This window comes from Klebsiella sp. 2-CIP_Kleb. (genome assembly GCF_050378715.1).
GTDB lineage: Bacteria > Pseudomonadota > Gammaproteobacteria > Enterobacterales > Enterobacteriaceae > Klebsiella > Klebsiella quasipneumoniae.
Genome location: NZ_JBNRLG010000002.1, coordinates 1 through 22,743, shown reverse-complemented (window position 1 = coordinate 22,743; position 22,743 = coordinate 1). Strand labels below are relative to the sequence as shown.

The 22,743-nt window shown below is 56.8% G+C and carries 22 protein-coding genes and 2 tRNA genes; 9 read left to right on the top strand and 15 right to left on the bottom strand.

Annotation, left to right across the window (positions count from 1 at the left end):
* Positions 1–2 precede the first annotated feature (2 nt).
* From ACQUTP_RS08060 to ACQUTP_RS08045, 4 genes are read right to left on the bottom strand one after another with little or no spacing between them, the layout of a single operon-like run.
* Positions 3–641 (bottom strand): NADH:ubiquinone reductase (Na(+)-transporting) subunit D, encoded by a 639-nt coding sequence (locus tag ACQUTP_RS08060; protein ID WP_002889716.1) that lies wholly within the window; start codon positions 639–641, stop codon positions 3–5.
* Positions 634–1,428, bottom strand: a complete 795-nt coding sequence (locus ACQUTP_RS08055; RefSeq protein WP_080847396.1) for a Na(+)-translocating NADH-quinone reductase subunit C — start codon at positions 1,426–1,428, stop codon at positions 634–636. Before ACQUTP_RS08055 ends, ACQUTP_RS08060 begins: the two co-directional genes overlap by 8 nt.
* Positions 1,421–2,659, bottom strand: coding sequence for an NADH:ubiquinone reductase (Na(+)-transporting) subunit B (locus tag ACQUTP_RS08050; protein ID WP_048323072.1), 1,239 nt, complete (start codon positions 2,657–2,659; stop codon positions 1,421–1,423). Before ACQUTP_RS08050 ends, ACQUTP_RS08055 begins: the two co-directional genes overlap by 8 nt.
* 3 nt (positions 2,660–2,662) lie before the next feature.
* Complete coding sequence (locus tag ACQUTP_RS08045) at positions 2,663–4,006, bottom strand: Na(+)-translocating NADH-quinone reductase subunit A (RefSeq protein WP_048323069.1); 1,344 nt, start codon at positions 4,004–4,006, stop codon at positions 2,663–2,665.
* 411 nt (positions 4,007–4,417) lie between these two features.
* On the opposite strand from ACQUTP_RS08045, the gene dpaA reads away from it, so the two are divergent.
* Positions 4,418–5,158 carry a peptidoglycan meso-diaminopimelic acid protein amidase gene (dpaA, locus tag ACQUTP_RS08040; protein WP_032455591.1) on the top strand — a complete coding sequence of 247 codons (741 nt, stop codon included), beginning with the start codon at positions 4,418–4,420 and terminating at the stop codon, positions 5,156–5,158.
* On the opposite strand, the gene ACQUTP_RS08035 is transcribed toward dpaA, so the two are convergent.
* Together ACQUTP_RS08035 and lpcA are read right to left on the bottom strand one after the other, a co-directional pair.
* Positions 5,129–5,896 (bottom strand): class II glutamine amidotransferase, encoded by a 768-nt coding sequence (locus ACQUTP_RS08035; protein ID WP_004204630.1) that lies wholly within the window; start codon positions 5,894–5,896, stop codon positions 5,129–5,131. The genes dpaA and ACQUTP_RS08035 overlap by 30 nt on opposite strands.
* Before the next feature lie 74 nt (positions 5,897–5,970).
* Positions 5,971–6,552 (bottom strand): D-sedoheptulose 7-phosphate isomerase, encoded by a 582-nt coding sequence (gene lpcA, locus ACQUTP_RS08030; RefSeq protein WP_062914647.1) that lies wholly within the window; start codon positions 6,550–6,552, stop codon positions 5,971–5,973.
* A 239-nt stretch (positions 6,553–6,791) separates the two neighbouring features.
* On the opposite strand from lpcA, the gene fadE reads away from it, so the two are divergent.
* The 3 genes from fadE to ACQUTP_RS08015 all read left to right on the top strand — a co-directional run bounded on the left by fadE (position 6,792) and on the right by ACQUTP_RS08015 (position 11,535).
* The gene (gene fadE / locus ACQUTP_RS08025) at positions 6,792–9,236 is read left to right on the top strand and encodes an acyl-CoA dehydrogenase FadE (RefSeq protein WP_065803181.1); all 2,445 of its coding nucleotides are present in this window, start codon (positions 6,792–6,794) and stop codon (positions 9,234–9,236) included.
* Positions 9,237–9,414: 178 nt separating this feature from the next.
* Complete coding sequence (locus ACQUTP_RS08020) at positions 9,415–10,185, top strand: amidohydrolase (RefSeq protein WP_004204628.1); 771 nt, start codon at positions 9,415–9,417, stop codon at positions 10,183–10,185.
* 249 nt (positions 10,186–10,434) lie between these two features.
* The gene (locus ACQUTP_RS08015) at positions 10,435–11,535 is read left to right on the top strand and encodes an AI-2E family transporter (protein WP_048294202.1); all 1,101 of its coding nucleotides are present in this window, start codon (positions 10,435–10,437) and stop codon (positions 11,533–11,535) included.
* Positions 11,536–11,563: 28 nt separating this feature from the next.
* On the opposite strand, the gene eamB is transcribed toward ACQUTP_RS08015, so the two are convergent.
* Complete coding sequence (gene eamB, locus ACQUTP_RS08010; RefSeq protein ID WP_004204623.1) at positions 11,564–12,154, bottom strand: cysteine/O-acetylserine transporter; 591 nt, start codon at positions 12,152–12,154, stop codon at positions 11,564–11,566.
* Positions 12,155–12,257: 103 nt separating this feature from the next.
* On the opposite strand from eamB, the gene ACQUTP_RS08005 reads away from it, so the two are divergent.
* Entirely contained in the window at positions 12,258–13,139 is an 882-nt protein-coding gene (locus tag ACQUTP_RS08005; RefSeq protein WP_012968890.1) for a LysR family transcriptional regulator, read from the top strand.
* 59 nt (positions 13,140–13,198) lie between these two features.
* On the opposite strand, the gene ACQUTP_RS08000 is transcribed toward ACQUTP_RS08005, so the two are convergent.
* Positions 13,199–13,275 (bottom strand) — tRNA-Asp (locus ACQUTP_RS08000).
* A 133-nt stretch (positions 13,276–13,408) separates the two neighbouring features.
* A complete protein-coding gene (gene dnaQ, locus ACQUTP_RS07995) occupies positions 13,409–14,140 on the bottom strand; it encodes a DNA polymerase III subunit epsilon (protein ID WP_004204621.1) in 732 nt (243 codons plus the stop codon).
* Between the two features lie 64 nt (positions 14,141–14,204).
* On the opposite strand from dnaQ, the gene rnhA reads away from it, so the two are divergent.
* Positions 14,205–14,672, top strand: a complete 468-nt coding sequence (rnhA, locus tag ACQUTP_RS07990) for a ribonuclease HI (RefSeq protein ID WP_004204620.1) — start codon at positions 14,205–14,207, stop codon at positions 14,670–14,672.
* Here the strand turns inward: rnhA and ACQUTP_RS07985 are convergent.
* Entirely contained in the window at positions 14,669–15,391 is a 723-nt protein-coding gene (locus ACQUTP_RS07985; RefSeq protein WP_004204619.1) for a class I SAM-dependent methyltransferase, read from the bottom strand. The two genes, rnhA and ACQUTP_RS07985, sit on opposite strands and share 4 nt — an antisense overlap.
* A 32-nt stretch (positions 15,392–15,423) precedes the next feature.
* Here ACQUTP_RS07985 and gloB point away from each other — a divergent pair, with 32 nt between their 5' ends.
* A complete protein-coding gene (gene gloB, locus ACQUTP_RS07980; protein WP_004204618.1) occupies positions 15,424–16,179 on the top strand; it encodes a hydroxyacylglutathione hydrolase in 756 nt (251 codons plus the stop codon).
* Positions 16,180–16,250: 71 nt separating this feature from the next.
* A complete protein-coding gene (gene mltD / locus ACQUTP_RS07975; protein ID WP_017901308.1) occupies positions 16,251–17,618 on the top strand; it encodes a murein transglycosylase D in 1,368 nt (455 codons plus the stop codon).
* Positions 17,619–17,677: 59 nt separating this feature from the next.
* Here the strand turns inward: mltD and ACQUTP_RS07970 are convergent, their stop codons facing one another.
* From ACQUTP_RS07970 to ACQUTP_RS07960, 3 genes are all read right to left on the bottom strand, one after another.
* Entirely contained in the window at positions 17,678–18,448 is a 771-nt protein-coding gene (locus ACQUTP_RS07970) for a class I SAM-dependent methyltransferase (protein WP_080935968.1), read from the bottom strand.
* An 89-nt stretch (positions 18,449–18,537) separates the two neighbouring features.
* Positions 18,538–19,335, bottom strand: a complete 798-nt coding sequence (locus ACQUTP_RS07965; protein ID WP_004204614.1) for an endonuclease/exonuclease/phosphatase family protein — start codon at positions 19,333–19,335, stop codon at positions 18,538–18,540.
* 102 nt (positions 19,336–19,437) lie between these two features.
* Complete coding sequence (locus ACQUTP_RS07960) at positions 19,438–20,628, bottom strand: MFS transporter (RefSeq protein ID WP_032455586.1); 1,191 nt, start codon at positions 20,626–20,628, stop codon at positions 19,438–19,440.
* A gap of 104 nt (positions 20,629–20,732) precedes the next feature.
* Between ACQUTP_RS07960 and yafC the strand changes: the two genes are divergently transcribed.
* Entirely contained in the window at positions 20,733–21,638 is a 906-nt protein-coding gene (gene yafC, locus ACQUTP_RS07955) for a DNA-binding transcriptional regulator YafC (RefSeq protein WP_285755546.1), read from the top strand.
* Positions 21,639–21,670: 32 nt separating this feature from the next.
* Here yafC and dkgB read toward each other — a convergent pair whose 3' ends face one another.
* Positions 21,671–22,474 carry a 2,5-didehydrogluconate reductase DkgB gene (gene dkgB, locus ACQUTP_RS07950; RefSeq protein ID WP_080935969.1) on the bottom strand — a complete coding sequence of 268 codons (804 nt, stop codon included), beginning with the start codon at positions 22,472–22,474 and terminating at the stop codon, positions 21,671–21,673.
* A 164-nt stretch (positions 22,475–22,638) separates the two neighbouring features.
* A tRNA-Asp gene (locus tag ACQUTP_RS07945) sits at positions 22,639–22,715 on the bottom strand.
* Positions 22,716–22,743 lie beyond the last annotated feature (28 nt).

Genomic DNA, 22,743 nt, shown 5'->3' with positions numbered 1-22,743 from the left:
GATTACTCCTTTTCCTGCTGTTCAGGCTTCCAGCTACGCAGAGCCCAAATCAGTAAACCGATAATGAAGAACGCGCTCGGCGCCAGCAGGAACAGGCCGTTCGGCTGATACCAGCCCCCGTTCTGCACCGTCTCCAGCACCGTGATACCGAACAGCTTGCCGCTGCCGATAAGCTCGCGCAGGAAGCCGACGATAATCAGGATCGCGCCGTAGCCGAGACCGTTGCCGATACCGTCCATAAAGCTGGCCAGCGGCGGCGACTTCATGGCGTAAGCTTCGGCGCGGCCCATCACGATGCAGTTGGTGATGATAAGCCCGACGAATACCGACAGCTGCTTGGAAGTCTCATAGGCGAAAGCCCGCAGTAGCTGATCCACCACGATAACCAGCGAGGCGATGATCGCCATCTGCACGATGATGCGCACGCTGTTGGGAATGTGGTGGCGGATCATCGAGATAAACATGCTGGAGAACGCCGTCACCAGGGTTACCGCAATGGTCATCACGAAGGCGGTTTCCAGTTTAGTGGTGACCGCCAGCGCGGAACAGACGCCCAGCACCTGCAGGGCGATGGGGTTATTGGCAATGAGCGGGCCCACCAGCACGCGCTTCACCTCTTTCATATCGCTCTGTTCAGCCATTGTTCAGCCCTCCTTCACGCACCTTTTTCAGGAACGGACCAAAGCCCAGTTCACCCATCCAGAAATCGAAGCTGTGCTGTACGCCATTTGACGTCAGCGTGGCGCCCGATAAGCCATCAACCGCATGCAGGTCACCAGCGCGCGCGCCGCCTTTGACCACTCTCAGCGCCGGCATGCCGTTGTCATCCAGCACCTGCTTGCCGACAAACTGCTGGCGCCAGTTCGGGTTCTCCACTTCGCCGCCCAGCCCCGGGGTCTCCCCCTGGTCATAGTAGGTAATGCCTTTCACCGTGCGGCCATCGACGTCCAGCGCTACGAAGGCGTACATCATCGACCACAGGCCATTGCCATAAATGGGCAACACCACCTGCTCAATCTTCTGCTGCGCGTCACGCACCAGGTAGATTTCCGCCAGGTTGCTGCGGCGTTTTATCCCGGCCGGATCCTGGCTGGCGTCCAGCACCATACTCTGTTGCGGATCCTTCAGCGCCTGGGCCTGATTGAATTTTGCCGGGTCTTTCTCCAGCAGCTCACCGGTCGCCAGATTCACCAGTCGCGGCGAAATGCGCGCCGCGAAGGTGTCGGCGACCGCATCAGCATCCATGCCGGGCTGCATCAGGCCGGACACCGCCAGGATATTACGCTGCTTATCCAGCGCCCGTTGCGCCTGCTGGCGGGATTTCAGCCCCACGGCCGAGCCCGCTACTACAATGGAGCAGACCAGACAAAGCACCAGCACCACCAGCAGCGTTTTGCCGATGCTATCGTTACTTTTCTTCTCAGCCACGCGACTTCCTCCGCTTAATATTGGCCTGCACCACCAGGTAGTCGAACAGCGGTGCGAAGAGGTTGGCGAAGAGGATCGCCAGCATCATCCCTTCCGGATAAGCCGGGTTCACCACGCGGATCAGCACGCACATCACGCCGATCAGCACGCCGTAACTCCATTTCCCTTTATCAGTAAACGAGGCGGATACCGGGTCCGTCGCCATAAACATCATGCCGAAGGCAAAGCCGCCGAGCACCAGATGCCAGTACCATGGCATAGCGAACATCGGGTTAGTGTCGGAGCCGATAACGTTAAACAGGGTGGCGGTGGCGATCATGCCGATCATTACCCCGGCGACGATGCGCCAGGACGCGACGCGGCTAAAGAGGATGATCGCGCCGCCGATCAGGATCATCAGCGTTGAAACTTCGCCAATCGAGCCCGGAATATTGCCGAGGAAGGCGTCCATCCAGCTCACCGGGATGCCGGTAGCGACGTTCACCAGCGCTTCACCGCCGCCGCTGGCCCACTGAGAGAGCGGCGTCGCGCCGGAGAAACCGTCCGCTGCCGTCCACACCAGGTCGCCGGAGATCTGCGCCGGATAGGCGAAGAACAGGAACGCGCGCCCCGCCAGCGCCGGGTTGAGGAAGTTGCGCCCGGTGCCGCCGAAAATCTCCTTAGCGATCACCACCCCGAAGGAGATCCCCAGCGCCGCCTGCCACAGCGGCAGCGTGGGCGGGACGATCAGCGCAAACAGAATCGAGGTGACAAAGAAGCCTTCGTTGATCTCATGTTTACGCACGATAGCGAACAGCACTTCCCAGAAGCCGCCGACGATAAAGACGGTGATATAGATAGGCAGGAAGAAGACCGCGCCTAAGGTCATCATGCTCAGCCAGCCGGCGTCGGCGCTGAAGCTCACCCCTAACCACTGGGCGACGCTGTAGTGCCAGTTGTTGGCGATCGCCTGCTGCAGTTGTTCGGCGCCGTAAAGCTTATGCAGCGCCGGAATGGTCTGCAGCCCAACGTTGTACATGCCCCAGAACATTGCCGGGAATACGGCAAACCACACGAGGATCATCATCCGCTTGAGGTCGATGGCGTCGCGCACGTGCGCCGCGCCGCGGGTGACCTGGCCTGGAGTGTAGAAGATGGTCGCCGCCGCCTCATACAGCGGGTAATATTTTTCCAGCTTGCCGCCGTGCGTGAAATGCGGCTCAAGTTTTTCAATCAGATGCTTTAAGCCCATCTCTTATCCTTCCTGCTCAATCCGGGTTAATACGCTGCGCAGCGCCGGGCCATATTCATACTTCCCGGGGCAGACGTAGGTGCAGAGCGCCAGATCTTCTTCATCCAGCTCCAGACAGCCCAGCGCCTGAGCGCTGTCGGTGTCCCCGGCCAGCAGATCGCGCAGCAGTATGGTCGGCAGGATATCCAGCGGCATCACCCGTTCGTAGTTGCCGATCGGCACCATCGCCCGCTCGCCGCCGTGGGTATCGGTGGAGAAATGAAAGCGCTTGCGCTTGAAGAAATGGCCTAGCGTAGTGCGGGTAATCGAGAACTTCTCTTTGCCCGGCATCACCCAGCCAAACAGCTCTTTTTCCCGACCTTCGCGAACCACGCTCACCTGCAGATGGAAACGCCCGAGGAAGGCGTGGGGGCCGTGGGCGCGGGTACCGCTAAGTACCGAGCCGGAAATGACGCGGTTTTCCCCCTCCTGTAGCTCGCCAGCCAGCAGATCGTCCAGGCTGGCGCCGAGCGTCGTTTTAACCAGCCGCGGCGACTTCACCTGCGGGCCGCCGAGCGCAATCACCCGCTCGCAGTTCAACTCACCTTCAAGGAAAAGCTTACCAATGGCGATCGCGTCCTGATAATTGAGGTGCCAGACCTGCTTATTCAGGCTCACCGGCTCCAGAAAGTGAATATGCGTTCCCGGCAGCCCCGCCGGGTGCGGCCCGGTGAACTGGTTAAAACAGACCTGGCCGGCTGGATGACCGCCCAGCTTGCCGCCGCTGGGCTGGCTGACGTGGACTTTCCCGTCGGTCAGACGCGTCAGCACGGTAAGGCCGGCGTCGAAAGCGGCCCGTTCGGCCAGAATAATCGGCTGCGGCTCCGCCGCCAGCGGATTGGTATCCATGGCGTTAACAAAGATAGCAGCCGGCACGCTGCCCGGGCGCGGTGTTTTACTGAATGGCCGGGTGCGCAGCGCCGTCCACAGGCCCGACGCCAACAGCTGCTGCTGCACGGTGTCGCGCGGCAGTTCAGCCAGCGCGTCCGCGGCGTAACGGGTAAACGCCACCGCGTCATTGCCCTCGATATCAATCACCACCGACTGCAACACGCGCCGTTCACCGCGGTGGATCGCGCTGACGACCCCGCTCGCCGGGGCGGTAAAGCAGACGCCGGGGATCTTTTTATCTTCGAACAGGATCTGACCTTTTTTGACCCGATCGCCTTCTTTGACCGCCATGGCGGGACGCATGCCGACGTACTCTTCGCCGAGTAGCGCGACGCGCTTCACCGCTGGCGCGGAAGAAATCTGCTGTAATGGCATGCCAGCTATGGGCAAATCCAGCCCTTTCGTGATTTTAATCATATCGTTAGCAGGTATCCGTAACCTCAACCCCGACGCACGCCGGGGCCAGCTTATTGACAGAATGGTAGAGAAGAAAGGGCAAAACGGCGCCAGTAGCGCTCAGGACGGAAGAGAAGCATCCTTTCTTACTCTGGTGATGAACCGGCGCAAGTGTAACATTTCGTGAGCGGCGGCTGTAGCGCAAGGGGCGATAAGTGCTTCTAAAATGCGAGCTATTGCGCAAAGTTCTCACTGTGTTTTCGTCGCCGTCAGGGTATAAAGTGAGGCGGAATTGTAAACACCGCCACGTCGCCCTTGCGAAAAAATGCCGTGATGCTAATGTGAGCGCTCTAAATCCAGAAAACTCTGATTTCGGGTCTCTCTTGCCGTCCTGGCAATGTGGCTATTTTGTTTTATCAAGGAACAAGCAGTATGCGCAAAATCGCATTATTTATTGCGATGCTTCTGCTGCCGTGCGTGTCATTTGCCGGGCTGCTCAGCAGCAACAGCCCGACGACGCCGGTTAGCAAAGAATATAAGCAGCAATTAATGGGTTCACCGGTTTACATTGAGATCTTTAAAGAAGAGCGCATGCTCGACCTTTACGTCAAAATGGGTGAGACCTACCAGCTCCTCGACAGCTATCGGATCTGCAACTACTCCGGTGGCCTGGGCCCGAAACAGCGCCAGGGCGATTTCAAGAGCCCGGAAGGGTTCTATAACGTCACCCGCAGCCAGCTCAAACCCGACAGCCGCTTCTATAAAGCGATTAATATCGGCTTCCCGAACGCCTACGATCGCGCCCATGGTTATGAAGGGAAATACCTGATGATCCACGGCGACTGCGTCTCTATCGGCTGCTACGCCATGACCGACCGCGGGATCGATGAGATCTTCCAGTTCGTGACCGGCGCCTTAGTCTTCGGTCAGCCAAGCGTGCAGGTGAGTATCTATCCGTTCCGCATGACCAACGCCAATATGGAACGCCACAAATACTCCTACTATGCGGATTTCTGGAAACAGCTAAAGCCTGGCTATGATTATTTCCAGCAGACCCACAAACCGCCGATCGTATCAGTGACCGACGGCCGCTATGTGGTGAGCAAGCCGCTCAGCCACGAGGTTGTCCAGCCGCAGCTGGCCTCAAACTATACGCTCCCCGAGACAAAATAACGCCCACTCGCCTGGCATGATCTTATGCCAGGTCTCATTGGCCGTCAGCGGCTGCGTGGCGATAACCGTGACCACATCGTTGGGTGTGGTCTCGCGTTGAAAGTCGATCTCCACATCCTGGTCCAGCAGTTTTGCCACGCCGAACGGCGCCCGCCGGGTGATCCAGTGCAGGTTGGTCGAGCAGAACGCCATCACATAGCGTCCGTCCGACAGCAGCATGTTGAACACCCCTTTCTCACGCAGCTCCCCCGCCAGGGTGGCGATATACTTAAATACGCCCAGCATATTGCCCGGCGTACGCGGGTAGCGCTCGGTTAAGCGGTGCAGCAGCCAGCAGAAGGCCTTTTCACTGTCGGTTTCACCTACCGGGTGGAAATTGCCGGTTTTCAGCGATTTATAGCCTTTGAGCTGCCCGTTGTGCGCGTAGGTCCAGTTGCGCCCCCACAGCTCGCGGGTGAACGGATGCGTATTCTCCAGGGCCACCATCCCGCGGTTGGCCTGACGGATATGCGCGACGACGGAACAGGACTTAATCGGGTAATCCTGGACCAGTTTCGCGATCGGCGACTGAAAGCTCGGCTGCGGATCTTTGAATGTGCGACAGCCTTTGCCTTCATAGAAGGTGATGCCCCAGCCGTCTTTATGCGGCCCCGTCCCGCCTCCGCGCTGTACCAGCCCGGTAAAGCTAAAACAGATATCTGTTGGCACATTGGCGCTCATCCCGAGCAGTTCGCACATAGATCACCTCACCATCACAAATCACGACGGCGCCAAAGCGAGGCCGCCGTCAACAGTACACACTCACCTGCCTGTTAGCCTTTCGCCATCTCTTTTTCGATCAGCATAATCAGGATATGGATCACTTTGATGTGGATCTCCTGAATGCGGTCGGCGTAGCCAAAGTGCGGCACGCGAATTTCAACATCGGCGCTCCCGGCCATCTTACCGCCGTCTTTACCGGTCAGGGTGATCACTTTCATCCCCTGCACCCGCGCGGCTTCTATGGCCTTGATAACGTTGCCGGAGTTGCCGGAGGTGGAGATGCCAAGCAGCACATCGCCCGCGCGGCCGACGGATTCAACGTAGCGGGAGAATACATACTCATAGCCAAAATCATTGCTCACGCAGGAGAGATGGCTGACGTCGGAGATCGCAATGGCCGGATAACCCGGGCGGTTTTCGCGATAACGTCCGGTCAGCTCTTCCGCAAAATGCATCGCATCGCAATGGGAACCGCCGTTACCGCAGGACAGCACTTTACCACCCGCCTTAAAGCTATCCGCCAGCAGGACAGCGGCACGCTGGATAGCATGGATATTGGCTTCGTCCTGCAGAAAGTTAGCCAGCGTTTCCGCGGCTTCGTTCAGTTCGTTACGAATAAGATCCTGGTACATGAGGATAATCCTTCAGTATGAGTGGAATAACCCTGGCAGTGTACCGGATAGCCGCCGAAGCGAGAAGCAGCAGGCAGCGTTATCCCCCGCCCTTTTGATTTTATGTGCCGCTTTTGCATACAACAATGTGAGCAAGGTTGTAATTATTTTGTAAACACATTGCTAAATAAAAAAGCATGCACTACAACCAATACATCACAAGTGGTCAGACCTCCTACAAGCACAGGGAGCATTTCTCTATGATGATTTTGAGTATTGTTGCAACCGTTGTTTTACTCGGTGCGCTCTTCTATCACCGGGTCAGCCTGCTGCTCAGCAGCGTGATCTTGCTCGCCTGGACCGCAGCGCTCGGCGCGGCCGGTCTGTGGAATATCTGGCTGCTGCTGCCGCTGGCGATCATTCTGTTGCCGTTTAACTTTGCGCCTATGCGTAAATCCATGATTTCCGCACCGGCGTTTCGCGCTTTCCGCAAGGTGATGCCGCCGATGTCGCGTACTGAAAAAGAAGCCATCGACGCCGGGACCACCTGGTGGGAAGGGGATCTGTTTCGCGGCAACCCTGACTGGCACAAGCTGCATAACTATCCGCAGCCGCGTCTGACCGCCGAAGAGCAAGCCTTCCTCGACGGCCCGGTGGAAGAAGCCTGCCGGATGGCCAACGACTTCGCCATCACCCACGAAATGGCCGATCTGCCGCCGGAGCTGTGGGCGTATCTGAAAGAGCATCGCTTCTTCGCGATGATCATTAAGAAAGAGTATGGCGGGCTTGAATTCTCCGCTTATGCCCAGTCGCGGGTGCTGCAGAAGCTCTCTGGCGTCTCCGGCATTCTGGCGATCACCGTCGGCGTCCCGAACTCACTGGGGCCGGGCGAGCTGCTGCAGCATTACGGTACCGAAGAGCAGAAAAACCATTATCTGCCGCGTCTGGCGCGCGGGCAGGAGATCCCCTGCTTCGCTCTCACTAGCCCGGAAGCGGGCTCTGACGCCGGCGCCATTCCGGATACCGGCGTGGTCTGCATGGGTGACTGGCTGGGCCAGCAGGTGCTGGGTATGCGCCTGACATGGAACAAACGCTACATTACGCTGGCGCCTATCGCCACCGTGCTGGGACTGGCGTTTAAACTTTCTGACCCGGATCGTCTGCTGGGGGGAGAAGAAGAGCTGGGCATCACCTGCGCGCTGATCCCGACCTCCACCCCGGGCGTGGAAATTGGCCGTCGTCACTTCCCGCTTAACGTCCCTTTCCAGAACGGCCCAACCCGCGGCAAAGATATCTTCGTGCCGATCGATTACATCATTGGTGGGCCGGGGATGGCCGGTCAGGGCTGGCGCATGCTGGTTGAATGTCTGTCGGTGGGACGCGGTATTACTCTGCCGTCCAACTCCACCGGCGGCCTGAAATCGGTGGCTATGGCGACCGGGGCTTACGCCCATATTCGCCGCCAGTTCAAAATCTCGATCGGTAAAATGGAAGGGATTGAAGAGGCGCTGGCGCGCATTGCCGGTAATGCTTATGTAATGGACGCTGCGGCGTCGCTTATCACCTACGGCATTATGCTCGGCGAGAAACCGGCGGTGCTCTCCGCGATCGTGAAATATCACTGCACCCACCGCGGCCAGCGCTCCATTATCGACGCAATGGATATTACCGGCGGGAAAGGCATTATGCTGGGCGAAGGCAACTTCCTCGCCCGGGCCTATCAGGGCGCGCCTATCGCCATCACCGTGGAAGGGGCGAACATTCTGACCCGCAGCATGATGATCTTCGGTCAGGGTGCGATCCGCTGCCATCCGTACGTGCTGGAGGAGATGGCCGCCGCGCAGAACAACGACCTGAACGCCTATGACAAGCTGCTGTTCAAACATATCGGCCATGTCGGCAGCAACAAAGTACGGAGTTTCTGGTTGGGCCTGACCGGCGGACGCACCAGCAGCGCGCCGACCCGCGACGTCACCCGCCGCTACTATCAGCAAATGAACCGCCTGAGCGCGAACCTGGCGCTGCTGTCAGACGTCTCGATGGCGGTGCTGGGGGGCAGTCTCAAGCGTCGCGAACGTATCTCCGCGCGTCTGGGGGATGTGTTAAGCCAGCTGTACCTGGCCTCGGCGGTGCTGAAACGCTATGACGATGAAGGACGCAACGAAGCCGATCTGCCGCTGGTTCACTGGGGGGTGCAGGATGCGCTGCATCAGGCCGAGCAGGCCATCGACGATCTGCTGAAAAACTTCCCCAACCGTCTGGTGGCTGGCGCAATGCGGCTGGTCATCTTCCCGACCGGGCGTCATCATCATGCGCCGTCGGATAAGCTGGACCATAAAGTCGCTAAAATTCTGCAGGTGCCCAGCGCCACCCGCTCCCGCATCGGTCGCGGTCAGTACCTGACGCCGAGCGAGCATAACCCGGTCGGCCTGCTGGAAGAGGCCCTGCTGGAAGTGATGGCGGCCGATCCTATCCACCAGCGGATCTGCAAAGAGTTGGGTAAAAACCTACCGTTCACCCGTCTGGATGAGCTGGCACACAACGCGCTGGCCAAAGGATTAATAAATCAGGAAGAAGCCGCTATTCTGACCCGCGCAGAGCACAGTCGCTTACGCAGCATTAACGTCGACGACTTTGCGCCAGAGGAGCTGGCGACAAAGCCGGTAAAGCTGCCGGAAAAAGTTCGCAACGTTGAAGCCGCATAATAAAACAATCACCACATCACAGGCCGGGCGGGGAATTTTCCCCGCCTTTTTTTCGTCCCCCCCTCCTCCGTGGCTTCTGTCAGTAGCATTTTTTTAACAAAATATTCCGCGGACCGCCGCGAGGCTGATAAGGTGTTACAGTTAACCTAACCCCCTCATGAGAATGGAGTTGACCATTGTGCCTGGCCTGAAAATTACGCTGTTGCAACAACCGCTGGTCTGGATGGACGGCCCTGCTAACCTGCGCCATTTTGATCGCCAACTGGAAGGGATTGTCGGGCGCGATATCATTGTTTTACCTGAGATGTTTACCACCGGCTTTGCGATGGAAGCGGCAAAACAGTCTTTACCCGAGGCCGAGGTGGTGGCGTGGATGCATGCCCGGGCGGCGCAAACCCAGGCGTTGATCGCCGGCAGCGCCGCGCTGCAAACTGAGCGCGGGGCCGTTAACCGCTTCCTGCTGGTCGAGCCTGACGGCACGGTTCATCATTATGATAAACGGCACCTGTTTCGTATGGCGGATGAACACCATCACTATGAGGCCGGGGACAAGCGCGTGGTCTTTGAATGGCGCGGATGGCGGATCCTGCCGCTGGTCTGTTACGACCTGCGCTTCCCGGTATGGTCGCGTAACCTTAACGATTATGATCTGGCGCTGTATGTGGCGAACTGGCCGGCGCCGCGCTCGCTGCACTGGCAGTCGCTGTTGGTCGCCCGCGCGATTGAGAACCAGGCCTACGTCGCCGGCTGTAACCGGGTCGGCACCGACGGCAACGGTCATCATTACCGCGGTGATAGCCGGGTTATCAGTCCCCAGGGGGAGATTGTCGCCACCGCCGATCCGCATCAGGCCACTCGTCTTGACGCCGAACTGTCGCTGAGCGCCCTCCAGGAATATCGTGAAAAATTCCCCGCCTGGCGCGATGCCGATCCTTTTACTCTGGATTAATCCCCCTCCGCTTTCTTCCCCCCTTCTGCGGGAAAAGAAAGCGGAAATTCCTCTTGCAGCGCCCAACAGAATATTTACAGGGCGCCTTTCATTTCTGTTCTACACTCATTAAAAGACCCCACAACCAAACGGGCGGAGATCATTTTCAATTCACTTCTGCTTTGTAAATCATGAGTTTTCTATTGCCAGCTTGTTTTGTTGAACCCGGCTGAGCGTTGGCGTATGAATATTTAATGAGCGTAATGGAAAATGGATAATAATAATCTTCAGTTAATAGAAAAACGGCTGGTCACCCGCTTTCTCGATATGTTTATTCGGTTCGGTCTTATTCTGGCGCTGGCCTCATTCTGTTTTACCGTCTTTTCTCCCTTCGTCAATATGATGCTCTGGGCGTTGATTCTGGCCGTGGCGCTCTATCCTTTACATCAGTATTTTGCCAGACTGTTAGCGGGAAAACAGGGACTGGCGTCGGTGGCGCTGGTGCTGTTAGGTATTTTACTGATTGTTATCCCCACGGTGCTGATGATCACCTCGCTGGCGGAAAGCGCCAGCGCCATGATTGACAAGATGGGTAGCCAGAGCTTTACCATTCCCCCGCCCTCTTCACGAATTGCCTCTTTACCGATCGTTGGCGAGCGGCTTAGCGCCCTGTGGATGCGGGCTTCCGTGGATCTCCCGGGACTGCTCAGCAATTACCGTTCGCAAATCGGCGATATTGCCAAACAGTTCCTCAGCATATTAGCCAGCATGGGCGGCGGACTGATTGGCTTTATTATTTCGTTTATCGTCTCGGGCATTATGATGGCCTGGGGCGCAGCGGGCGCCATCAGCGCCCAGCGTATTGCCATCCGTATTACCGATGAAAATAAAGGCGTGACCCTCACCCGCCTGTGTACCAGCACCATCCGCGCGGTCGCCCAGGGCGTCATCGGGGTGGCATTGATCCAGGCGCTGCTGGTCGGTGTGATCATGCTGATGGCCAGCATTCCCGCCGTCGGGATCTTCTTTATACTTGCCCTGATCCTCGGCATTGCCCAGGTGCCGGTGATCCTGGTGACGGCCCCGGCCATCGCACTGATGTGGAGTCTCGGCACCCACAGTACCGGAATGGATATCTTCTACACCATCCTGCTGATCGTCGCCGGTATGGCCGATAACGTCCTCAAACCTCTGCTGCTGGGGCGCGGAGTCGATGCGCCAATGCCGGTGGTGCTGCTGGGCGCCCTCGGTGGAATGGCCTCTAACGGCATTCTCGGTATGTTCCTCGGCGCCACCCTGCTAGCCATCGGCTACCGAATCTTCATGACCTGGGTAAATGAAGGGCAACCCGCCCTGCCGCAGGATAAATAACCGCAGGGGAGCGTTACGCTCCCTTATTTCATTCCATAAACATTCGTACCGCGCACCAGACCAGCAGCAGCGCCAGCAGCAGATTTAACCCTCTTCCATGGCGTTCGAACACCGGCTGAAACAGATGACCGGCCAGCGCCCAGCAAAGATTGCCGGCAACGCCTATTACTGATAGCAACAGGCTTATCATCACCAGCCAGAATGGCTCGCGAGTCACCGGCAGAACAAAGGTCGACAGGGCCGTGATGCCGTACAGGATAATTTTTACATTCACAAACTGCAGCCCCAGGCTGGCCCAGAAGCTGACAGGCCGCTCCTCCTGCCCACCGCTGGCCGGGTCGCTGCGCGCAATGTGCCAGGCCAGCCACAGGATATACCCCGCGCCGACCCAGCGTAGCAGGGAGGTTATCCCCTCATCCAGGGTAACGAGAGTGAACGTCAGCCCGGCACAAATCAGCATGATGATCACAAACCCCAGGCTCATGCCGGCCAGAACCCGCATGCTCCGTCGAAAGCCGTGCGCGGTGACGCTGCTCAGCGCCAGAATATTATTCGGCCCGGGCGTCAGGGCGGTGATCAGGGTGTAAGTTAAAAAGGCGCTAATCAGGGTAGGTGTCACGTGTTTTCTCCTCTTGACTGGCAGACAGTACCCGAAGCTGATAATTTAAAAAAATGAATGTTTTTTCATTCTGAATTCGAGAATGTCGATATAAAGAGGAAATATGGATCTGCGACGCTTTATCACTTTCAAAACGGTTGTCGAAGAAGGATCCTTTCTGCGCGCCTCGCAGAAACTGTGCTGCACCCAGTCCACCGTAACCTTTCATATCCAGCAGCTTGAGCAGGAGCTTGCTATCCCGCTGTTTGAGAAAATTGGCCGGCGGATGTGTCTCACCGCCGCGGGTAAGAATGTCCTGCCGCACGTCTACGATCTGACCAAAGTGATGGCGTCGATTCGCCAGGCGGCGCGCCAGGACGATGAACCCGGCGGCGAACTTCGCGTCGCCACTGGTGAAACCCTGCTGGCGTACAAAATGCCGCCGGTGCTGCAGCGTTTTAAGCAACGCGCCCCGAAGGTCCGCCTGTCACTGCAGTCGCTCAATTGCTACAGCATCCGTGATGCGCTGCTCGCTGACGAAGTCGACCTGGGGGTGTTTTACCGGGTTGGCAACGATGATGCACTCACCATGATGGAACTTGGCCCGCAGCCGCTGGCGCTGGTCGCGTCAGTCGATCAGGCGCCGGTCGACTTCCTGCGCCCGCGGCAGCATATCCCATTGAGCTTTATCATCAACGAGCCCCAGTGCGTGTTCCGGCAGATTTTTGAAAGTACCCTGCGCCAGCGCGGCATTACCATGGAGAACACCATCGAACTGTGGAGTATTGAAAGCATCAAACAGTGCGTGGCGGGCAATCTGGGGGTGAGCTTCCTGCCGCGCTTTGCGGTAGAGGAGGAACTCAAACGCGGGACGCTGGTCGAGCTGCCGTTCAGCGAGACGCCGCTGACGATCCATGCGCTCTGCGCCCATCACGCCGGGAAAGCAATCAGTCCTGCGATGCGGGTATTCATGCAGTGTATGCAGGAGGAACAAGAGGCGCGCTGAAATTCGGCGACGAAAACGACGAAAGCCTGAATCATTGCTGATTCAGGCTTTCTGAATAGTGGCGGAACGGACGGGACTCGAACCCGCGACCCCCTGCGTGACAGGCAGGTATTCTAACCGACTGAACTACCGCTCCGCGTTGTTGTTCCGTTGGGAACGAGGCGAATATTACGGATTCCCCTCTACCCCGTCAACGCTTTTTCTACCGTTTTGAATCGTTTGCTGCAAAAATCGCCCAACCGCCTACTTTTAATCCATTTTAGTGGTTATCAGGCACGCCACAGGCAGCTTCCGCCTTTCTTTTGTACCAGATCGAGGCGGGATTCATGGTTCACCAGTTCTTCATCAGAGGCATAAACTACCCGTAACTGGCTGGCGGCGCGGACGACGCGCTGAATGCCCATCTCTCCCGCCTGCTGCTGGCTTTCGCCTTCCATAGAGAACGCCATCGAAGTCTGGCCGCCGGTCATCATCAAATAGACATCGGCAAGGATCTGGGCATCGAGTAATGCCCCGTGCAGCGTACGCTTGCTGTTATCTATTTCGTAGCGCGAACATAACGCATCCAGACTGTTGCGCTTGCCGGGGAACATTTTCCGCGCCAGTGCCAGACTGTCGGTGATTTTACAAAAGGTCTCGGTTTTTCCGATGCCGCGGTTCAGCTTACCGAACTCATAATCCATAAAGCCGATATCGAACGAGGCGTTATGGATCACCAGCTCCGCGCCGCGGATGTAATCCATAAACTCATCAGCCACATCGGCAAAGGTGGGTTTATCCAGCAGGAATTCATCGGCGATCCCGTGCACGCCGAACGCCTCCGGATCCACCAGCCGATCGGGCTTCAGATAGACGTGGAAATTGTTACCGGTCAGGCGGCGGTTGATCACCTCCACGGCGCCGATCTCAATGATCTTGTGTCCTTCGTAGTGCGCCCCGATCTGGTTCATACCGGTGGTTTCGGTATCGAGAACAATCTGGCGCGTAATTGCAGTGCTCATAGCGGTCATTTATGTCAGACTTATCGTTTACAAATCGATTTCAATTACAGGAAGTCTACCAGAGATGCTCAAACAGGTAGAAATTTTCACCGACGGCTCTTGCCTGGGAAATCCAGGACCCGGCGGTTACGGCGCCATCATGCGCTACCGCCAGCACGAAAAGACCTTCAGCGCCGGCTACCGTCTGACCACCAATAACCGCATGGAACTGATGGCGGCGATCGTCGCTCTCGAAGCGTTAAAAGAGCATTGCGAAGTGGTGCTCAGCACCGACAGCCAGTATGTCCGCCAGGGGATCACCCAGTGGATCCACAACTGGAAAAAGCGCGGCTGGAAAACGGCAGAGAAAAAACCGGTAAAGAATGTCGACCTCTGGCAGCGGCTGGACGCCGCGCTTGGCCAGCATAAGATCAAATGGGAGTGGGTGAAGGGCCACGCCGGCCATCCAGAAAACGAACGCTGCGACGAGCTGGCCCGCGCGGCGGCCTCCCATCCCACTCAGGACGACATCGGCTACCAGCCGGAGAGCTAATTTTGCCCCTTGCGCCACTGCCGGGTGGCGCCTACTGCTGGCCGCAGCTGGGTTTTCGCTTTCCCTGACTTCATCGGATTAAGGGTGAGCGGAATGGTCCGTTTGCGGGCGACAATCAATTGCAAACAGCCCAGCGCCGGCAGATGGGTGCTCAGCAGTTTGCCGCCATGCCGCGACCAGGGTAAAACCTGATAACGCCCATAATGCAGCACTTCAAAGTTGAGCAGCGACAGCCAGTCCAGCTGGCGCATCAGCGTAAACATACGGCTGTTGTACGGCGTGCCTTTGCGCAGGACCGGCACCAGTTTACGCAACCCCATCAGGCTCACCGGATTAAACCCGGTCAGGATCATCCAGCCATCATCGATCAGGACGCGATCGGCCTCCCGCAGCAGGCGATGCGGATCGCTGCACCACGGCAGGGTATGCGCCAGCAGGCAGGCGTCGACGGACTTTTCGGCAAAGGGCAAATGCAGCGGGTCGGCCCGGACCTGCATTGGGTTTCCCGCCAGCGAGACATTCACCTGGTGCGAGATGGCGCAAGCTTCGGTATTGATTTCCGCGCTCAGATTGCCAATCTTAAGCAGATGAAAGCCATATAATTTAGCCAGCCATGGCTTCATCTGCTGTTCAAGCGTTTCGCGATAGTATTCGCCCCACGGCATACTGGACCAATGCTCAGGCGCTGTCACTGTATGAGGTATCCTTGCCGGCTTCATTGCCACCTTCCGCTACGCTTTAGAGGTAATTTATGAATCTTATCAGTATTCCCGCGTTTCAGGACAACTACATCTGGGTTCTCATTGAGAATCACGGCCGCTGCATCATCGTTGATCCGGGCGAGGCCGCGCCGGTTCTGGCGGCAATCGAGGAAAACCAGTGGCAGCCCGAGGCCATTTTACTGACCCATCACCATCAGGATCACGTCGGCGGCGTAAAACAATTACGTGAAAAATTCCCCTCTCTGGTGGTTTACGGGCCGGCAGAAACCCAGGATAAGGGGGTTACTCAGGTAGTAGACGATGGCGATCGGTTGTCAATTCTGGGTCACGATTTTTCCATTTTCTCCACGCCAGGTCACACATTAGGACATATCTGTTACTACAGCGAACCTTATCTGTTTTGCGGCGACACAATGTTCTCCGGCGGCTGCGGAAGGCTGTTCGAAGGCACCGCAGAGCAAATGTATCAATCATTTATGAAAATTAACGCCCTTCCTGCAGAAACCATTATATGTTGCGCACATGAATATACGTTAGCGAATATGAAGTTTGCGTTAAGTATCCTGCCTGATGATAGGGACATAAACGATTACTATCATAAAGTTAATGAGTTACGTGCAAAAAAACAAAAGACACTACCCGTAATTCTGAAAAACGAGCGGCGTATAAATTTATTTTTACGCGTAAATGATGTTGATTTAATTGATAAAATTAACAAAGAAACAAAATTGCAACACTCTGTGGCGCGATTTGCGTGGTTAAGGTCAAAGAAAGACGAATTCTGACATTTAATTCTTGTCATCAGCTAACTTCGCCGTTATCCTTGGTCGTCTTTTAAGCAACTATTGACACACACATGAAGGCACGAGCGATATTATTCGCCTCTGTCCTGCTGGTGGGGTGCCAGGCGTCTAAGCACGATGGCACCGTCGAACAGCGAGCACAGAGCCTTTCTGCGGCTGGTCAAGGGGAAGCAGGCAAGTTCACAAGTCAAGCGCGCTGGTTAGATGATGGAACCTTCTACGCGCAAGACCAGGATCTGTGGACTTCCATAGGCGACGAGCTAAAGATGGGAATACCGGATAACCCCCGGATTCGCGAGCAAAAACAGAAGTACTTAAGAAATAAGAGCTATCTCCACGATGTAACTTTACGGGCAGAGCCGTATATGTACTGGATAGCCGGGCAGGTTAAGAAACGTAACATGCCAATGGAACTGGTATTACTACCCATAGTGGAGAGCGCTTTTGACCCACACGCGACGTCTGGCGCCAATGCCGCAGGCATCTGGCAGATCATTCCGAGCACAGGGCGCAATTATGGTTTAAAACAGACCCGCAGTTACGATGCGCGTCGTGACGTTGTCGCATCGACAACCGCGGCGCTGGACATGATGCAACGTCTGAACAAAATGTTCGACGGCGACTGGTTGTTAACGGTCGCGGCATATAACAGCGGCGAAGGTCGGGTCATGAAGGCAGTGAAAGCGAACCGTTCGCGTGGCAAACCCACCGATTTCTGGTCGCTGTCTCTGCCGCATGAAACGAAAGTCTATGTACCGAAAATGCTGGCGTTGAGCGACATCCTCAAAAACAGCAAACGTTACGGCGTAAAGTTGCCTACGGCTGATGAAAGCCGTGCGCTGGCGCGCGTTCGCCTCGACAGTCCGGTTGAGATTTCTCAGCTCGCGGATATGGCCGGTATGCCGGTCAGCAAGCTGAAGACCTTCAACGCCGGCGTAAAGGGGTCAACGCTGGGCGCTAGCGGGCCAAAGTATGTCATGGTGCCGCAGAAGCACGCAGCCCAACTGCGTGAATCGCTGGCCTCTGGCGACATTGCCGCCGTGCAGCCAACGCAGCTCGCGGACAATACGCCGCTGACCAGCCGAAGCTATAAGGTACGCTCTGGCGACACGATTTCCGGGATTGCTTCCCGTCTCGGCGTCACGACCCGGGATTTGCAGCAGTGGAACAATCTGCGCGGTTCAGGGTTAAAAGTCGGGCAGAGTCTGGTTGTCGGCGCAGGCAGCAGCGCACAGCGCCTGGCGAACAACAGCGATAGCATCACCTATCGCGTTCGCAAAGGTGATTCGCTGTCTAGCATCGCCAAACGTCACGGTGTTAATATTCGCGACGTGATGCGCTGGAACAGCGATACCGACAATCTGCGGCCTGGCGATCAGCTAACCCTGTTTGTGAAAAACAGCGATCGACCAGAGTCCTGATACGTCAGGGTTCGATAAAAAGGCACCGACTTCCCCCGGTGCCTTTTTTGTTGTCCGTATTAAACCGCTTTATGCGCTTCAAACATGATGGTATCACTGGTAAAGGAACCATCCTGCTGTAACTCAAAGTAGGCTTTCACCTCCGCCGAGGCGCTCTGCTGGTATAAACGAATCGCCTCCACCAGCGGCTCAGGGGTACGCATCCGCGCCACCCACGAACTGAACTCCAGCGGCAGGCGATCGGTCAACAGCCGATTAATCACCAGGCCCGCCTCCGTCGCCAGCGTCAGCCACTCGCCGCTGGAAAAATTACGCACGTGCGAGGTATCGCGCAGGGCTTCCACGGTCTGCAGCCAGACATCACGCACCGCATGGCCCGGCGACATCACGTCCATCACGATCATCACCCCGCCCGGCTTGAGAACACGTTTCACCTCACGCAGCGCCTGGCCGACATCATGCCAGTGGTGCGCGGAGTAGCGGCTAATCACCACATCAAAGCTGGCATTAGCGAACGGCAGCGTTTCAGCATATCCCTGCTGGGTCACGATATTGCTAAAGCCTTTTTCCTTTGCCGCGGCGGCAACGACCTCCAGCATCTGGCTCGATAAATCATAGGCGGTAACCTCGGCAACCTGTCCCGCCGCGGTAAAGCTGGCGTGCCCTGCCCCGCAGCCCATATCCAGCACTTTCGCCTGCGGAAAATCAGCCAGACGTTCCGCCAGCCGCTGCAGATCGCGACCAGAGGCGTGTACGGCGCTGGTCAGATAGGCGCTGGCCTGGGAGCCGAACTGCTTTTCAACGTTGTCATGGTGAGAGCGTGTTGTCATGTTGTCTTGTCCTTACGGTTTTTTGAGTAATAAAAGGCAGCACCATGCATGCGCAGGCCTGCCCCATGGCAGGCCTGACCAACCTTAAATTAATCAGGCTTGCCGGGACTGAATTCGACTAGTAGCGGGTTGTGGTCGGAGGCGCGGGTTACCAGCACGGAAGCATCGTGCACGCTTAACCCACGGTAGAACACAAAATCGAGCGGGCGACCAAACGCGCGGCGGCGCTGGTCGTCAGAGAAACGAACTTCACGCAGCGACATCTCGCGTGCAAAGCGGTACAGGGCGTTCATCCGCGGGCGGCTCCAGGCATTGAAGTCGCCGGCCATGATCACCGGCCCGCTGTGATGGGCAATCTGATCGCCAATCGGCAGCAGCTGTTTGCTGTAGACGTCGACGCCAAGGCTGAAATTGACGGCATGGATATTGACCACCATTAACAACCGCGCATCGGGCAGCGGATAGACAGTCACTAATGCTGATTTAGGCAGACGCAAAATAGGCTCGCGCTCGCGCAATGGGCAGCAATAGATAGGATGAGCGGAAGCCAGCGTCATCACGCCGGAAGGATGCTGGGGCAGCACCAGCGCAGGCACCTGATCGGCGGCCAGATAGTTGGTGGTCGCGAACCTGACCAGCTCCGGCGTCGTCTGCGCCTCCTGTAACAGGACCAAATGCGCGTCTTTGCCAAAATTCTTAAGGACCGACTGCCACTCTGCTCGCTGTTGTTTGAAGATATTCCACACCAGCACGCGGATCTTCTCATCGCTGCTTAACGGCGTGCCGGCGGGATAAACCGGACTCACGCCCGCAAACGCCCCCGGAGGCAATATTCTCTCCGCAGGTTGTCCGGCGACATAGCGCATGGCGTAGGTGTTCTTTCGCAATTTGGGCATTAATCCTCGATAACAGAAACCAGCCCGACGACGACTGGTTCTTCTGTTATAGGGATTTTCCCATACACTTTCAATGCAATTTGCGAGAAACCCTTAGCCTTCGGGAGAAAGCGCTGCCGAACGGCGCGGCAATTTATCTAAACGCCCGCTCAGGACCACCAACAGCAAAGCGACCAGCACAATCACCGCGCCAATCCACGGCGTCTGCGCCAGACCGTACCGCTCGACCGTCTGTCCGCCGACGATCGATCCCAGCGCGATGCCGACGTTGAAGGCGGCGATATTCAGACCGGAAGCGATGTCGACAGCCCCCGGGGTATACTGCTCTGCTTTTTGCACCACATAGACCTGCAGACCCGGCACGTTGCCGAAGGCGAAAACGCCCATCACCAGCACCGTTGCCAGCGCGGCATAGTGAACGCTGGCGGTCAGCTGGAACACCAGCAGCAGCACAACCAGCGCGGCGAAGATAAACTTCAGCGCGGAGACGGCGCCATGCTTATCGGCCAGTTTGCCGCCCCATACGTTGCCGATAGCCACCGAGACGCCATAACCCAGCAGGATCCAGCTCACCGCTGAGGGGCTGAAGCCGGCCAGCTCCTGCATCATCGGCGCAAGGAAGGTAAAAGCGGTAAACACGCCGCCATAGCCCAGCGCGGTAATGGCATAGATCATCAGCAGGCGCGGATGGGTTAAGACTTTCAGCTGATCGCGCAGGCTGGCGCTGGCGCGGCCCGGAATATTATTCGGCACCAGAATCAGACTGCTGACAAGCGCAATTACACCCAGAATCGATACCGCGAGGAAGGTTTCACGCCAGCCGAAATGCTGGCCAATAAAGGTGCCAAAGGGAACGCCGGTCACCAGCGCGACCGTCAGGCCGCCGAACATAATGGCGATAGCCGAGGCTGCTTTCTCTTTTGCCACCAGGCTGGTGGCGATTGTCGAGCCGATAGAAAAGAACACGCCGTGCGCCAGGCCGGTCAGCAGGCGCGCCAGGATCAGCGTTTCATAGCCTGGAGCCTGCCAGGCCAGCACATTACCCGCCGTAAACAGGACCATCAACGCCAGCAGCAGCTGTTTACGCGGCATACGCCCGGTTAATGCCGTCAGCACCGGGGCGCCGATCGCCACGCCCAGCGCGTAGATAGAGACCAGCAGTCCCGCAGAAGGTAGAGAGATAGAAAGTTGTTGGGCAATCGTCGGGACCAGGCCGACAATCACGAATTCAGTGGTGCCAATTGCAAAGGCACCGATGGTTAAGGCAAATAGCGCCAGTGGCATAATTTACTCCGTAGCATCAGGATTAAGATGACACGTAGTATGAAGGGTTGTATAAATAACAAAAACCATCAAAGTATAAATAGAATTTTGCTACAGGTGCAATAATGAGAGCCACATCCGAGGAGATCGCCATCTTTGTGGCGGTAGTGGAAAGCGGGAGTTTCAGCCGGGCAGCCGAACAGCTGGGTCAGGCCAACTCTGCCGTCAGCCGGGCAGTCAAAAAGCTCGAATCAAAGCTTGGTGTCAGCCTGCTTAATCGGACCACCCGCCAGCTCAGTCTGACAGAGGAAGGCGAGCGCTATTTTCGGCGGATGCAGGTGGTATTGCAGGAGATGGCGGCGGCAGAAAATGACCTGCTGGAAACGCGCACGACGCCGCGGGGCTTGCTGCGGGTGGATGCCGCGACGCCGGTGATGCTGCATTTTCTCATGCCGCTGGTGAAGCCGTTTCGCGAGCGTTACCCGGAAATGACGCTGTCGCTCGTCTCTTCAGAGACGTTTATTAACCTGATTGAACGGAAAGTGGATGTAGCGATACGGGCCGGAACCTTAACGGATTCCAGCCTGCGCGCCCGACCGCTGTTCACCAGCTATCGTAAGATCGTCGCCTCGCCAGCGTATGTCTCGCACTACGGTGTGCCGCAGCATCCGTCAGATCTGAAACAACATCAGTGTCTGGGCTTCACTGAACCCGTCTCTCTGAACACCTGGCCAGTCTCCTGTTGCGATGGTCAGTTGTTAGAGATTGAGGCGGCGGTGTCATCAAACAGTGGGGAAACCCTCAAACAACTGTGTCTGACCGGCAACGGTATTGCCTGTCTGTCGGATTATATGGTGGATAAAGAGATAGCCAGCGGGGAGTTTGTTGAACTACTGGCCGACAAACGCTTGCCGGTGGAGATGCCCTTCAGTGCGGTGTACTACAGCGACAGAGCCGTCAGTACACGTATCAGGGCGTTTATTGATTTTCTAAGCGAACACGTAAAACAGCTCCCGAAGGAGCTGTCGTAGTACTCTCTGATAGGCATGCCGGAAGCGGGAGATTAATCCCACTGCGGCGCCAGACCTTCCGGGCTCACCAGCCGATCGTTGCAATCCAGCGCAGCGATCGCCTGGCGATCTTCATCATCCAGCTGCAGATCCAACGCCTTCAGGTTGCTGGCCAGGTTCTCACGCTTCGTCGAGGACGGGATTACCGCGTACCCCTCGCCCATCGCCCATGCCAGGATAACCTGCGCCGGAGTCGCATTATGTTTCGCCGCGATACGGGCAATCACCTCATCTTTCAGTGCCTTACCGTAGGCCAGGGTCATGTAAGAGGTGATATGGATACCGTGCTCACGCGCCCAATCGACGACTTTACGGTTTTGCAGATACGGCGAGAGCTCAATCTGATTGGTAGCAATGTTTTCAGCGCCAACGGCGGCAATCGCGCGCTCCATCAGTGGAATAGTGAAGTTGGAGATACCGATCTGACGGGTCAGGCCGAGCGTCTTCGCTTCCATCAGAGCGGCCATAAACTCTTCAACAGCCACCGCATCGTTCGGTGACGGCCAGTGGATCAGCGTCAGATCAACATAGTCAGTGCGCAGCTTCTGCAGGCTCTCTTGCAGGCTGGCGATGAGTTTGTCTTTGCTCAGGTTCTCGATCCAGATTTTGGTCGTGACGAACAACTCATCACGCGGCACGCCGCTCTCAGCGATAGCCTGACCCACCGCGGCTTCGTTGTCATAGATTTGCGCGGTGTCGATAGTACGATAGCCCAGCTCCAGCGCGGTTTTTACGGATGCGATAACAACATCATCTTTCAGACGGAAGGTGCCAAGACCAAATGCAGGGATTGCCATGTTTTTCCTCGTTATTTGTTCATTTCGGTTAACGGATGAAATTATGGCTGATGGTGTGGAGGGGAAAAAGAGCGATTAATGCAGAGGATTTTTGCTGATTTAGCAATAATCGGGAACAGATGAAACAAAAAAGCCCTGAGCAAATGCTCAGGGCTCTTAATAAGTGGCGGAACGGACGGGACTCGAACCCGCGACCCCCTGCGTGACAGGCAGGTATTCTAACCGACTGAACTACCGCTCCACCGAATTTTTTCGCTTTATGACCACCG

Bases quoted from the DNA above. Each gene is read 5' to 3' on its own strand.
- ACQUTP_RS07960 (WP_032455586.1), bottom strand. From the start codon at position 20,628: ATGCCACTGGCGCTATTTGCCTTAACCATCGGTGCCTTTGCAATTGGC.
- ACQUTP_RS08015 (WP_048294202.1), top strand. From the start codon at position 10,435: ATGGATAATAATAATCTTCAGTTAATAGAAAAACGGCTGGTCACCCGC.
- dkgB (WP_080935969.1), bottom strand. From the start codon at position 22,474: ATGGCAATCCCTGCATTTGGTCTTGGCACCTTCCGTCTGAAAGATGAT.
- gloB (WP_004204618.1), top strand. From the start codon at position 15,424: ATGAATCTTATCAGTATTCCCGCGTTTCAGGACAACTACATCTGGGTT.
- dnaQ (WP_004204621.1), bottom strand. From the start codon at position 14,140: ATGAGCACTGCAATTACGCGCCAGATTGTTCTCGATACCGAAACCACC.
- ACQUTP_RS07970 (WP_080935968.1), bottom strand. From the start codon at position 18,448: ATGACAACACGCTCTCACCATGACAACGTTGAAAAGCAGTTCGGCTCC.
- ACQUTP_RS08045 (WP_048323069.1), bottom strand. From the start codon at position 4,006: ATGATTAAAATCACGAAAGGGCTGGATTTGCCCATAGCTGGCATGCCA.
- rnhA (WP_004204620.1), top strand. From the start codon at position 14,205: ATGCTCAAACAGGTAGAAATTTTCACCGACGGCTCTTGCCTGGGAAAT.
- ACQUTP_RS08050 (WP_048323072.1), bottom strand. From the start codon at position 2,659: ATGGGCTTAAAGCATCTGATTGAAAAACTTGAGCCGCATTTCACGCAC.
- dpaA (WP_032455591.1), top strand. From the start codon at position 4,418: ATGCGCAAAATCGCATTATTTATTGCGATGCTTCTGCTGCCGTGCGTG.
- ACQUTP_RS07985 (WP_004204619.1), bottom strand. From the start codon at position 15,391: ATGAAGCCGGCAAGGATACCTCATACAGTGACAGCGCCTGAGCATTGG.
- mltD (WP_017901308.1), top strand. From the start codon at position 16,251: ATGAAGGCACGAGCGATATTATTCGCCTCTGTCCTGCTGGTGGGGTGC.
- yafC (WP_285755546.1), top strand. From the start codon at position 20,733: ATGAGAGCCACATCCGAGGAGATCGCCATCTTTGTGGCGGTAGTGGAA.
- ACQUTP_RS08005 (WP_012968890.1), top strand. From the start codon at position 12,258: ATGGATCTGCGACGCTTTATCACTTTCAAAACGGTTGTCGAAGAAGGA.
- fadE (WP_065803181.1), top strand. From the start codon at position 6,792: ATGATGATTTTGAGTATTGTTGCAACCGTTGTTTTACTCGGTGCGCTC.
- ACQUTP_RS08060 (WP_002889716.1), bottom strand. From the start codon at position 641: ATGGCTGAACAGAGCGATATGAAAGAGGTGAAGCGCGTGCTGGTGGGC.
- ACQUTP_RS08035 (WP_004204630.1), bottom strand. From the start codon at position 5,896: ATGTGCGAACTGCTCGGGATGAGCGCCAATGTGCCAACAGATATCTGT.
- lpcA (WP_062914647.1), bottom strand. From the start codon at position 6,552: ATGTACCAGGATCTTATTCGTAACGAACTGAACGAAGCCGCGGAAACG.